13 protein-coding genes are annotated in these 12566 nt (G+C 59.4%); 4 read left to right on the forward strand and 9 right to left on the reverse strand.

The genetic code is table 11. The features are described from left to right. Positions 1-504 precede the first annotated feature (504 nt). Together V7066_RS21165 and V7066_RS21170 are read right to left on the reverse strand one after the other, a co-directional pair. A complete protein-coding gene (locus tag V7066_RS21165) occupies positions 505-1539 on the reverse strand; it encodes a hypothetical protein (RefSeq protein WP_334184969.1) in 1035 nt (344 codons plus the stop codon). A gap of 143 nt (positions 1540-1682) precedes the next feature. Continuing rightward, positions 1683-2075 (reverse strand): surface-adhesin E family protein, encoded by a 393-nt coding sequence (locus V7066_RS21170; protein ID WP_334184970.1) that lies wholly within the window; start codon positions 2073-2075, stop codon positions 1683-1685. A gap of 678 nt (positions 2076-2753) precedes the next feature. On the opposite strand from V7066_RS21170, the gene V7066_RS21175 reads away from it, so the two are divergent. From V7066_RS21175 to V7066_RS21190, 4 genes are all read left to right on the forward strand, one after another. After that, complete coding sequence (locus tag V7066_RS21175) at positions 2754-3782, forward strand: hypothetical protein (protein WP_334184971.1); 1029 nt, start codon at positions 2754-2756, stop codon at positions 3780-3782. Further along, positions 3782-4675 (forward strand): hypothetical protein, encoded by an 894-nt coding sequence (locus V7066_RS21180; protein WP_334184972.1) that lies wholly within the window; start codon positions 3782-3784, stop codon positions 4673-4675. Before V7066_RS21175 ends, V7066_RS21180 begins: the two co-directional genes overlap by 1 nt. 429 nt (positions 4676-5104) lie before the next feature. Further along, positions 5105-5980 (forward strand): DNA/RNA non-specific endonuclease, encoded by an 876-nt coding sequence (locus V7066_RS21185; RefSeq protein WP_334184973.1) that lies wholly within the window; start codon positions 5105-5107, stop codon positions 5978-5980. A 412-nt stretch (positions 5981-6392) separates the two neighbouring features. After that, positions 6393-6950, forward strand: coding sequence for a cell wall hydrolase (locus V7066_RS21190; protein WP_334184974.1), 558 nt, complete (start codon positions 6393-6395; stop codon positions 6948-6950). Position 6951: 1 nt separating this feature from the next. Here the strand turns inward: V7066_RS21190 and V7066_RS21195 are convergent, their stop codons facing one another. The 7 genes from V7066_RS21195 to V7066_RS21225 form a co-directional block, all read right to left on the reverse strand. Then, positions 6952-7335: a hypothetical protein gene (locus tag V7066_RS21195; protein ID WP_334184975.1), complete on the reverse strand. Its 384-nt coding sequence runs from the start codon at positions 7333-7335 to the stop codon at positions 6952-6954. A gap of 9 nt (positions 7336-7344) precedes the next feature. After that, positions 7345-8754 (reverse strand): MBOAT family O-acyltransferase, encoded by a 1410-nt coding sequence (locus V7066_RS21200; protein WP_334184976.1) that lies wholly within the window; start codon positions 8752-8754, stop codon positions 7345-7347. Between the two features lie 8 nt (positions 8755-8762). Next, positions 8763-10004, reverse strand: a complete 1242-nt coding sequence (locus V7066_RS21205; protein WP_334184977.1) for a GDSL-type esterase/lipase family protein — start codon at positions 10002-10004, stop codon at positions 8763-8765. Continuing rightward, positions 10001-10867, reverse strand: coding sequence for an SGNH/GDSL hydrolase family protein (locus tag V7066_RS21210; protein WP_334184978.1), 867 nt, complete (start codon positions 10865-10867; stop codon positions 10001-10003). The genes V7066_RS21205 and V7066_RS21210 overlap by 4 nt, the downstream gene beginning before the upstream one ends. A gap of 155 nt (positions 10868-11022) precedes the next feature. Further along, the gene (locus V7066_RS21215; RefSeq protein WP_334184979.1) at positions 11023-11481 is read right to left on the reverse strand and encodes a hypothetical protein; all 459 of its coding nucleotides are present in this window, start codon (positions 11479-11481) and stop codon (positions 11023-11025) included. Beyond that, complete coding sequence (locus V7066_RS21220; protein ID WP_334184980.1) at positions 11405-11944, reverse strand: nucleotidyl transferase AbiEii/AbiGii toxin family protein; 540 nt, start codon at positions 11942-11944, stop codon at positions 11405-11407. The genes V7066_RS21215 and V7066_RS21220 overlap by 77 nt, the downstream gene beginning before the upstream one ends. Next, on the reverse strand, positions 11937-12521 hold the full coding sequence (locus tag V7066_RS21225) for a type IV toxin-antitoxin system AbiEi family antitoxin domain-containing protein (RefSeq protein WP_334184981.1): 585 nt from the start codon (positions 12519-12521) through the stop codon (positions 11937-11939). The genes V7066_RS21220 and V7066_RS21225 overlap by 8 nt, the downstream gene beginning before the upstream one ends. Positions 12522-12566 lie beyond the last annotated feature (45 nt).

Consider the following 12566-nt stretch of genomic DNA (forward strand, 5'->3'; position numbering starts at 1 on the left):
CTTTGACGCTTCACCGCCGGCAAGCAGATAGTGCCCTATCTCATGCGTTGAACAAAGTACGATCCGGCAGCATGTCATCCATGACGACCGCGAAGCGGCGGGCTAGAGCAGTTTCCGATCCGACTGCATCGGATCAACGGCTCTACCTCTTTGATCTACCGCATTTTCCGAGCCATCAAACGATTCTACCCGATTGGAAAATGCTCTAGAACTACGGTGGCCTTCGTTAGGCACCGGCACTCGGCGCTCTTCATAACCTGCGCCTTAAGGGCTAAGGCTTCCCGGCTCCAAGTTAGGATCGAGTTGTTCGGCTCGCAGAGCAGTTTGCGCACGGTCCTGTCCCCCCTCTGCCTGGTGATCCAGGCTGTCCAGTCGAACTGGCCCGCCTGATGGCGCCGGCGGCAATGGTCGGCACGAAGAATTGATCATCGGGCCGACCTTTCGGAAAATCACAGATTGACTTCCTTCCGGGCGGACAATCTGAACGGACGACGGATATCGCCGTCAGATTGCCGTAGTGTCGCTATAATCGATCTCGGTTGAATTCGGCGGAGCGGCGAACGCTTCCGGGGGGAGCCAAGTCCGGGAAATGTAGCCGTGTTCCTTGAGGAAGCTCAGGAGTGCATCGGGGTAGCTTTGGTAAGTTACTTGTTGATGCTCGGGGCAACCATTGCGGCCCATCGAAACCTGGCATCCCACCGGAAATTCCCAGTCAACTGAGGCGTCATAAGAGGCGACCATGATCGGCCATGCTTCGTTCAGGCGCCCTACCCGGCTAGCGACCGCGACGAACGCTGCGCAGGCGCCATTGCGAACATTTCCGTCCGGATCGTTCCGGCACACCTTGGCCAGTTCCGGAAGGCGGAGTATGTCTCGCCGCCGGAACGCCTTGCGGCCTGAGACGTCAGCCGCTTTGCCTTCGATCACATTCACGAACCGCGACGGTGTGTAACTCATCGCATAGGGCGCAAACGCGTACAGAAACGCGTTATCCGAAAATTCGAAATCCACGACACCGTCGCCGTCAAGATCCTTGGGGACAGCAATGTAATCGCCGTCCATACTGCCCAAATCGACGGCAACCAGCTTCCCGCGAACGATTTGCGCGATCTGAAGGTGGTTGCAGCAGTGCGCACCGCCGGAGAAACTCTGAAAAACCACAGAAAGATCTTGGCTGGAAGTCATCCGGACAAGCGAAAATTGATGCGGCATGGTTTCACTCGTCGCCGAGCCGTCCAGCACCAATGTCTGGCCGAATGCCCGAAAGGTCATTCTGGGCAGATAAGATCCATCATCACGAATTTTCTCAATGGTCAGGGCATAATCTCCGAGTGAGAAGTGCTCGACATCCGCCGCCGATGCCGCCTCCCACTCGATGGTCTCGCCTACCGAAATGCGCCGTGCTCCCGGCAAATCCCCTTGCGTCACTTCGCCAGTTGACGCGGTCAAAGGTTCGTCGCTTTCCCGCACAGAGAGTTCAGCCTTGCTGCTCTGGTTCAGGAGAGGAATGGCCACGTAGCCAACAGCAGCAGCGAGCAAGCAAAGCGAAACTCCCAGCGCTGCGACCTTTACAGCGGCATTGCGAGCAGCCGGTGCCGGTTCTATGTCGCCGCCGCAGAACCGGCAGACAACCGCTTCTCGGCGCACCAACTCACTGCAGCGAGGACATCGGCGCCGGCCCATTACTGTTTCACCTGGTCAAGCTGGCAGGCAGCGCTCGAGACCCCCTCTACCATCGTATCGGGAATGATCGGCTCATACCCGTATTCACTTTCATCACGGGAGTTAGAGTATATCACCTTGCCGTAGGCGTCGTATTCGATCCGCGCAGTGATGAAGTATTTCTCAGATCGGCAATTAATGGATATCTGCATCATCGATGAGCGCGCTTTCACGGACGCATCGCGGGAGTGATCCTCTTTCACCCATAGCTTTACCTTTCCCGGTGACATAACCATCCTGTCCCGGTCGATATACCAGACAGAGCCGCTTGTACTCGTGGACCATTCGACCCACTCGGCCTGTGCTGGAATGGATATCGCGGCCAGAGCCAGGCCAACCCACGCAAATCTCATAAAATACCCCCACGCGTGACTCCCACTGTCACCGGTGCCTAATGACCCCGAACAATAGGTGTTTCAAGCAGGTATGGTGTCTGGCCTGGACTGCCGCGAGCGACATCTATCAGGGATCGATGGATCGCACTTTTCTGCATTTCGTATCGAGCGTTGCAGGGCAGACCGGCGAACCGATGCGGTCGCGCCCGATCCATGGGAGTACCTTCCGTCGTTGCGACATCGCGTCGCTCGCGGCAGCGGCGCTGCATGTCCACTTTTTCGGACCCTCAGCGACCCTGGAACCGGTTCGCAGCATGGGAGATCCGGTCCATTTCATCGCCGGAGCAGGAAGCGTTTCACACCCCACACGCAGTTCTGCGATGATTGAACTGATCGCGCTTACTCTTCGGCTGTCCGTAGAATCCGGATGCCGGTTTCGAATGCTCGGCGCGCCAATCCAGACGTAGCTGAGGCAATAGAGATCGTGAACGAACGGCTAGACTTGAGCGGTTCAAGGAGACCTTCATGATTGCTCCAAAGAATATCGTAATCTATTCAGACGGGACGATCAGACGGGACGATCAGACGGGGGAATGCGCCCGGAGCAGCGATGAGCAACATCTTCTGACGATATAGTCGACGCAGGCCAGGAAGCTTGGTAGTCGTGTATGAGCAAGGTTGAACCGGAGGAAATATATGTCGGAACGACTCAGTCGCTACAAGTACATCCTCGATATGGGTCAAAACGACTGGTTTCGCCTGATCGCCGATCCGTACGTCATCGCCTACGACACCGCGTTCGAGAGCTTTAAGAAGCACACGCAACTCCAGAAGGAGGCCGATAATGCGCGGGCCGAGATGTTCGTCATGGCGGCCTCCATCGTGACAGGGACCATTTTCATGGCGACGGTGGCGTCGGCCTCGGTGCGTTTGCTCGCGCGTCGGTCCGCGCTCGCTGCATTGGGCAGGCGAAATCTGCAGTTCGTGTTCAACGCCGCCAAAGCCGCCAAGAACAGCGAACCGTTCATGTTCGCCGTCGGCAAGCTTCTCGACGAAGGCAAGTCGCAGGTCACCAATCTCGCGCAGGACCAGGTCAAGCAGCTTATATCCGCAAACATGAACGTCGTGTCCGACACGCCAATGGTGCAAAGCAAGCATCTCGACATCATGCTTCGTAACCATCTTGATTGCGGCTACAAATGCGGCCTCGCCATCGAAGATAGTCGCACCCTGTCGGCCGCGGATAAGGACCGCGCCTTTGCGGCTCTGAGGCAGGCGGCGATCTGCAATCCGCCCAAGGTGCGGGTCGACGTGGCCAAGCTGTCGGCGAAGATCGAGCTGTGCATGTACATGCGGCTGATCCTCGATTCGGATCGACTGGTCACCAGACCGGCGCAGCCGGCAGATCGGGAAGGCCGCATGGCCGCGGCAATGATGGGTTCGAGCATGCCGATCGACAAATCGCCTTTCGCGGGCGACTATCCGCAGAGCACAACCCCGAGGCGCATCGGCATGATGAACTCATCCTATCAGCTCGTCGAATTTAACCGGCCCGGGTCTATCGTGCGCGACAGGATCGATGCGCTGAACAAGGTGGCTTTCAAGAGGGGCTTCTATTCGAAGAAGGGTGATTTGGGCATAATGGAATTGCGGGCTGCCGAGAATACGTTGCAGCTATTGGCGAGAGAGACGCGCCCGATGACCCTCTCGGACCTTAAGAACTGATGGCCGCGTTTGTCGACCAGGGCCCGCTCCGGCATCACCGCCGCCTTGCCGCGACGGCCGCATTGGCCTCCTTGTTGGTGACGGCATGTGGTCCGATGGCGGAGACGAAATCGGAGGCGCCGGCGCGGTCGGAGGCGCCGGTAGCGCCGTCTCACGTCGCAGCGGCAGTGCTGATCAATGCCGAACGAGTGGACGCGTCGTTCGCCGCAATTCCGGCAAGCATAGCGGATATCGAGACGACAAACAAAAGCGAGAGGGCAGCGCAGAGCGCCGCGTTGGGCCAGGCGGCCGAGCGAGCCTATCGCGAGGAAGTCGCCGGGCTGCGCGACAAAATGCTGGCAGATGTGACGGTTCCGGCCGATGCCGCGGCGGTGATCCGCAGCCTGACCTTGTTGGCCAAGGCGCGAGAGGCGGCGGCCGTCCGGCCGGGGACCCCGGAGCGATCGAAGGCGCTGGATCGTGCGCTTGCCGGCCGTCCCAACCGGGAAGGCATCGTCGCCCTAGCCGCAGCGATGGCGGCGCCGCGCTTCGCCGATGAACGTGCGCTCACGGTCCGCCTGATGGCATGGGGGCTGAACTATGCGGGGCACACCCGCCGGCAGGCTTCCCCGTCTGACGTTTCGGAGCAGGTCGCGGAGATCATGGGCAAGACCCGTGCGGCTGAGGATGCGAGGACACGTGCCGGCGCGGTTGCGACAAGACGCGATCCTGCGTTGCTCGAGGCGCTGCTGGCGTTGCCCGCTGCCGATATAGCTACGCTGGCAGAATGGTATGGCAGCGCTGCGGGCAAGACCGCAAAGGATCAGATGGTCGGTTATTTCCAAGGGGCGAATGAGCGCGCCGGGCAACGGATGCTGATCGACTTCCTGACCCGCACCGAGCCTGAAGGCTAAGCGTTACCAAATCAGGGGGTGGGAGCTAATTGCTTCGTTATACAGTCATCACGACCCGAGGACCGACGCCTTTAGGTGTTTGATCTCACGGTTTGATGGTGCGTTTCTTTCGCTGGGCTGGACGGAGGCTGTGAGGAGCAGACATTCGTGGCTGCTGAATAGCCCTGGCATGGATGCTGGCAGAGGGTCGTTCTGTGCCACATCCGCTGGTAGTTGACCAAAGCCGCCCGGATCTCTTCCCGTCTTGCGCAAGCTCACGCGAAAACTCTCCTGGAAAGTGGCCCTGCGTACACCGCCCGCTAGCGCCCCCCTACATCCGTCGGTCGTGGATAGGTTCAGCTTGACGCGTGTACAGGGCCAAGGCCGCGAAGGTCCCTACCGGCCCGAAGCCCTGCGGGGGCATGAACGATTTCAAAAGGATTTCCCTGCGTGAGGGCGAAAAAAGAGATGAAGTTGGCGAGCAGAGTGCGAGGGGCACTGTGGGTTGGTGTCGCAAGTGCAGGCATTTGCCTCGGCCTCCCGGCGGCAGTTGAAGCCAGAGAGTCGGAACTGCACACGTTTCATTGTCTCTACGGCTGCCCGATCGGTGCGCCCGGCACCAACGACATTGTCGTACGCGAGATCTACACGCTTTCTTCAAACGACCTCACGAAATTGGCAGACTGGGTAGCCTACCGGATTACCCCGGCAAGCCTCGGCGCGTCCGGCGACCGACAATGGCAGCGTGACCCCTGGCTTTCAGATAACGAGACCCTTGCGCCGGACGCCTACGAGGGAGCAAGTAACGCTCTGCATATCGACCGGGGACATCAGGCGCCCCTGGCCTCGTTTGCCGGCACGCCCTTTGCCGCTGAAACAAACATCCTTTCGAACATCACGCCTCAGAGCTCGGCGTTGAACCAAGGGCCGTGGGTGAAGCTCGAAAATCATGAGCGCGAACTGGCAAAGCGCAGCGGGATGCCTGTCTATGTCTACACCGGACCGCTGTTCGAGCGCATGATGCGCCCGCTACCTGCGGGCGGGTCTTATCAGCGGGTGCCCTCCGGCTACTGGAAGGTGATTGCCCTCGCCGACGGCAGGGCAACTGCCTTCGTGTTCGATCAAGCTGCCCCGCGCCGAATGAGCTATTGCGATGCACGGGTCTCCCTCCTTCACGTCGAACTGCGCAGCCGGCTGTTCCTCTTTCCCGAGGCGCCGGCCCCGCTCGCAGGCCTGGACAGAGATCTCGGCTGCCCTTCACCGCCGCCTGCCGATCCCGCACCTGGCGAGATACCGGCCGAACCAAGGGCTTCGAGAAATCGTTGAGCTGGCAACTTGCCTGACTGGGATGGCGGAGGAGCGAAAGCGGGGTGCGGCGAGCACCCGGTACCCGATCTCGCTCCTGTAGCGGCAGAACCGACTACATGGTAGCCAGATCGAATCGACGGCGGTGCTAACACAATCAAGTTTGTATATTTTCTGCCAGACCTTCCTCGGCAAGGATGGCCTTGCGCGTTCCCGGAATCTCTTCGGTTCGTCCGCTGAGAGCGGCAGCTCGTCGGATTCTGGCTTGCTGCCGGCAAGCCTCTGCGCGACCGCCTGCCAGTTATCTCTGTCCTGATACGAGCTACCGCGCATTTGCGGGGCGGATTGCGGAAAGACGTGGAAGTTAGCGGCCGGCCCGGGTTTGGTTTCTAGTGGGCCGGTTGCGCTTCCTGCGCAGGTGAATGAGCTTTAAGTGTCGTTTAGAGGCAAGCTGATCTTTTTCTCTGCCGTGGTTCTGACTGCTACCAGTATGGCCAGCGCAGCTGCGATTTCGAACGGGATCGAAGAAGGTAAGCGCTCGGAAGACGCTGCTCTTCCAACGGTTCAGACTGCCCCATCCGACGACGCGCCAGCTTCGGATACGGCCCTAGCAAGCCAGGCCGATCTCGATGACCCTGAACTGATCTGCATGGCAAAGGTCGTTCGTCATGAAGCCGCCAACCAGCCTCGTTCCGGTCAGCTTGCGGTTGCGCAGCTTATCATGAACCGGGTGCGTTCGCCCAAGTTTCCCAAGTCGGTTTGCGGCGTTGTAAACCAGCCTGGTCAGTTTTTCAGTACCGGATCCTATAATCCGGCCCGCGGAACCGAAATGTGGAAGACCGCGGTCGATGTCTCGGTCGAAGCCATGCGCGGGGAAGGCCGCTCTCCGATCGGTGAGGCTATTTACTACAATGGCTCGGGCAGTCCGTCGGCTTTTCACAAGAGCCGAAAGTTCGCAGCTGTCGTCGGCGATCACACCTTCTATTACTGACTTATTCGGAAAATCGGGCGGCTTTGATCCGGTCGTACTCGGTGCGCACGGTTTCGGCAGGTCGCGCCAAATGAAGTTCCTTGGTTAGATCGAGCCAGTTCCGGCTGGCTACGATCACGGGGCCCTTGACGGGCGAATCCGGCAGGTTCTGAGCCCAGTTGTCGATCGCCGCAGCGTCGCCCAATGCCAAAACAAGCGCCGCTGTCACAATCACGGTGCTCGTCCATCGCAGCGCGCTTGGCAGACCGTCGCCTGGGACATCGACAGGCGAACTGAATTCGTCCTTCGCGGATTGACGCGTAGTTGCCGGGCTGAGCCTCGCAACCTGCGTCTGGGGTGAAGTCTCAAGCGGCAAACCGGCAAACGCTGAGAAGTCCTTCTTCATGAGGCGATCCTAGAACTGGAAGTAGATGAAGGGCTCGATCCCGTAGGGGCGCATGGCATCGATCCCGAGGATCAAGAGCCCCGTTGCCAAGCCCACGACAACGGCGTTTTGCCTTTTAACAACCATTGCCGCACGGCGCGTAATGTCTGCAGGAAAGGCATGAAACGCGAAACCCAAGGCAATCAGGCAAAAACCGAGAGGGGCCAGAGTCACATTGCCCGGCTGCACGGCCGCGATACCGGACAGGTAACTGAGTGCCTCCGAGACGGTCTGAGCACGGAAGAAAATCCAAGCCAGGGTCACGATATGGAAGGTGATGAGAATGGTCAGCAACTTGGGCAGGCGCGGCCAGGTCTGGCGCCGCAGGCGCTGCCAAAAACGCTCTGCGGCCAGGATTCCTCCGTGCAACATGCCCCAGACCAGAAAAGTCAGGTTCGCGCCGTGCCACAAGCCCCCGAGAATCATCGTTAAGGCCAGAGCGCCGTACGTACGTAGCTGACCCTTTCGGCTGCCACCGAGCGAAATGTAGAGATAGTCGCGCAGCCAGGACGAAAGGCTGATGTGCCAGCGCCGCCAGAAATCCTGCAGCGAGCCGGCTCGATATGGCTGGTTGAAGTTTGAGGGAAAGCGATAACCGAGAAGGGCCGCGCAGCCAATTGCCATGTCGCTGTAGCCCGAGAAGTCGCAATAGATTTGTACCGCGTATCCATAAGCGCCGAGCAGCAGGTCGAAGCTGCCGGCGCTCGCCGGAGCAGCAAACAGAGGATCAACGAAATCGGTTGCCAGATAAGAGGCGACGATCGTTTTCTTGAACAACCCCGTCAGGATCAGCACAAAGCCCATGGCCGCCATGCCCCGGTCGATCTTCGGCCCCGCTTCGAGTTGCGGGATAAGATGCGATGCCCTGACGATCGGTCCCGCGACAAGATGCGGAAAGAACGACATGAGCAGCACCATGTCGAGCAACCGCGCCGGCCGCGTCTCGCGGCGATTGACGTCAATGAGATAACTCATGCCCTGGAAGGTGAAGAACGATACGCCCACCGGCAGCACAACTTCGAGCACCGGAAGGTCACGCGACCACCCTGCGGACTCGAGAAGGTGGCCGAGCGGCTCCAGAAAGAAGTTATAGTACTTGAAAAGGACAAGCACCGCGAGGTTTGAAAGCACGCCGGCAGTGAAGATCGAACGCCTCAAAATGGGTGTCTCGCGGTACCGGTCGATACCAAGTGCCAAGGCCCAATTGATGATACCGCTGGCGATGAGAAGCAGGACAAAGCGGAAATCCCATGCGCCGTAGAACAGCCAGCTTGCAGCGAGAAGCAGGATTTTGTGCCACTCGAGTGAACGCTGGGCGGACCATGCCAGCGTGAAAACCGCCAGGAAGAACAGCGCGAAACCGGTCGTCGGGAAAAGCATGGAGACGACTACCGGGCGAGAGCCGCAGCCGCGGCCTCGATGTCATCAAACAGCATGGCGCCGATACGCTCACCACCCAACCGCGTGTAGTGGACGTGATCGCCTCCCACGAGCGGCGGATTGGCGGCGTTCCAGCGGTTCGCCGCGCAAACGCCGCCCATCGCCGCGCTCCAGTCCCAATAGGCAAGTCCCATGTCCCGGGCGACCTTACCCTGTCGCTCGCGTATCGCGGCGAGCAAGGTTGGGCTATACCACTGGCTCGGCCCTGTGCCAGGACACGGGGCGGCGGTGCCATAATTGTTTGCCAGTGCCTGCGAACGGGTATTGGCATCCGGCGCACCGAGCAAAAGCATCGGGACCTTTCGGCCCATCAGATTACGCAACCGCATGACTTGCGCGCGCAAATCTTCCTCGAAGCGGTCAGGTGTAATCGAGGAGAAGCCTTCATTGGTTCCGAAGGCAAGAACGACGAGATCCGGTCGATACTCAGCCAACTCATCCGCAACGATCCGGTCATTCTCGCGAGCGAGATGGGAAAGCTGCGAGCCGACGATACCGAAGTTGGAGAACTGCACCCCTCCGCCCCGCACAAAGGTTGCAAAGGAGGTAATCGTGACCGCGCCGTCGCCCTGTGTCACGAGCGACGCGGAGGAAACGGGCGAGGCTGCGTCGAGCGTTGTGCATACCGCCCCGGGCTCGCCGCCTTTGAGCTCGAGTGCAGCGGTGAGGCCGCCGATCTCGATAATCGCACTACCCCCGTCCGGCCGCCGCGCGCCGCAAACCGTGACGCGGTCAAAGTTCTGATCTGTAGAATCGGCGGTGACACCCAGGCGCTCGCCGGCAATCGAGGCCGTCACGGAGAAACCGGCAATGCCGACCGGTGCACCTTGGGGTGTGCGGGCTTTGCCGAAGGCGCTGTTTATTGCCCAGCCTGCTGTCATCGACTGGGTTACGCCGAACGTCAGTACACCGGGATAGGGACGGCCAGGGGCAAGCGCCCCGCGCCCCCCGAATCCGTAGCGTGCCTGCAACCGGCTACGCCAGGCGTTGGTGATCACGTCGCCGGCAGTATGGCTATCGCCTATCTGGATGATCCGGATGGGCTCGACGTCATTACCCCCCGTTTGGTTCAGGCGATCGAAGAACGGGGTGAGGGCCTCGATATTGCAAAGCCGGCCCGCGCAGTCTCCAGGCGCCGCAACTGCAGGTGCTGCGGTAAGCATCAAAAGGGCTGAAGCCAGAAATTTCACTGGACGACCTCCTTGGCGGCCTCGGATCTCGCGAGCTCCATCTGTCGGTGAATTTTCGCGCTCAGATCATATGTCAGAATGCCGTAGGCATGACCGGTCGCCATATGGATGCCGTCTCCGGCGCGGGCGTGCTCCAGTTTACCTGTTGCCGGGTTCAGAATTTCCGAGGTGTAGTTCCCGTGGGAATCCGAGCTGAGCTTCACCGTGTCGATGAAAGGAACATTCGCTGCGGCCATGCGGGAGGCATAGAAGGCATTCATTTGCATCGCTTGCGCCTCGAACTTCGGCTTGCGCATTCGCGGCAGCCCGACCCAGTAGACGCTGACACCACGTTCACGGAAAAGGTCGGTGACAGCATCGACGCGCTCGCCGATGATCTTTTGCCAGCCGGGGCTCATGTACTTGTCCACTTGCGCACCGGAGTAAATGTCCCACGTATCGTTGGCGCCGAAGCTGATTACCGCGATATCGACGGGGTGTGCATCGAGCTTTGCCCGTATGTCTTCAAGCAGATTAAGCTGGGCATAACGGGTGAACCCGGTCCCCTGTTTGGCGAACTGGTGGACCTTGAATTCGGCGCCCTGGAATTGCAGCGCCAGTCCTTGACCCAGGCCCTGGCCGAAGCTGTCCCCGAATACGCCGATCTCGAGAGGGCGAACTTCCGCAGCCGCCTTGCGCATCGACGGGCTTGGATGCTCGGTGTCTGCTGACACCGGCGAAGGCATGGAAATGGGGGCAGCCTGAGCAACAGCAGCGTTCTGCCCGACCTCGTAGGGTACAAAAGCGTAGCCAATGAGCACGCCCAGAAAAACGCCGATAAACAGCACTGCGCCGCGATCAGCGACAAGCGCGAGCCTTTTCAACTTCACCCCCCGGTGTTGCGACTATGTGTACCTAATTCTCTCTATCGAGGATTTTTCCCGCCGCAATCGGATAACTATAAAATAAACTGTTAGCTTGAGTAAGCACCTCTTCGAAGCGGACATGATCCAGGTTCGCATCCGCCCCGGTAGTGGGCCTAGTTTGAAAGTGCTCTCTGCAAGGCCGATACGGTCGCATTGAAACGCTCCGGCCGAACTTCCCGATACTTGTGGATGTTTGCCAGTTTGAATTGCGGTGCCGGCAATCCGGCAAGCGTCGCGACAGGACAGAGCGCCCAATCCGGCTCGCCCTGCTCAAAAGACAGGAGAAATGCGCGATCACTGTCTGTCAGTGCCACTCGAAGGCCATCGACGAGGCGGTCGAGAGTCGCCTTATGATCTTCGTAGCTGAACGGTTCGAACGGCATTCCTTCGAATTGGGACCGAAAAGTCTCCTGCTGCTCCCGGCGCCGAGGGGCAATCAGTTCGGAGACTGGACGCCCGTGACTAACCATTGCGGCGATCACACCGAGCCGAACTTCATCCGTGATGCCCTCCCGATCGAGCAGGCGCTTGACGTCGAACAGGTCGCGGATGCTGGCGATCCAGCGCCGCACAAATCTTGCCTCCGAACAACTCGCCATGGGAAACGCAGCGAGCCTCGACGAAGGCTTCAAACTGATCCTGCACACGATCCAAGCAAGGCAAGTTCCGCGTCGGGAAGAGATGGCCCCACAGCGAGGGATTGACCTCGACCTTCACTTGCGTGCGGATCCGCTGGCAATGGAACTTCACCTCCATGCCTTCTTCGCGTTGCCGCGTCCTGGTGACGCGTGTCGGCGCAAGCCTTTGCCTTATTTCCGTACCGATGCGTGCCAGAGCGACTCCGATTCCGTCCAGAGAGGTCTGACGGTCCTGATTGGGCAGATAAGTCAGGTCGATGTCTACCGAGAGCCGCGGCAGATTCCATTCGAACAGGTTGATGGCGGTCCCGCCCTTTAGTGCAAAGACCGGCTCCGCCATCAACAACGGAAGGATGTCGAGCAGCAGTCGGACCTGGTCGCGGTGAGGATCAGCCATGTTCGACCAACTCCTTGGGGAGCAGCAGACGGTACTTTGCGACGTATCGTCCTCTCGGCACCAGGCTGCGATCTCCGGATCCCAAATCGATTCTGCCAAGATCCAGATGCCGCATGATCGGCAGGTCGGCGCGCTCCGCTAGGTAGAGAAACACGCTGCGCACCTTTATCGAGGCGCATTGCTCTAGCAGGGACTGCATGAATTTTGGGCGGATCGACGTCATGCTTTCGACGATCATCGCTGCTTCGACGAGATCGAACTCCTTCGGTGCAAGATGAAGAAGTTCGAGAATGGCACGTTCGGCTGATGCGCACTTCAATGCAAATCCTTCCCGTCCTTCCTGCTCTTTCAGCCCGAATTCCGGCGATTGAAGTTTGGTCTGTACGTGACGGATCTCGTCCCCCCAATGCCTTTTAAACCATTGCGGCAGCGTCACATTGAGCGGGGAGAACAGATATGCCTTTGTCGTGGCAAAGCGCAGATAGTGGCTGTTTCCGGCAATCTCCAGAGCGGTCAGCGCCCCCACATGAACTGGCAGTTTCAATTGGGATTGGATACCAAAGAGTGTGAACCGCACCGGGATTGCCGGAGGCCAGTTTTCTTAAATTAGGCAGCCAGTGGG

Origin of the sequence: Novosphingobium sp., from assembly GCF_036820275.1 — a bacterium.
Lineage (GTDB): Bacteria > Pseudomonadota > Alphaproteobacteria > Sphingomonadales > Sphingomonadaceae > Novosphingobium.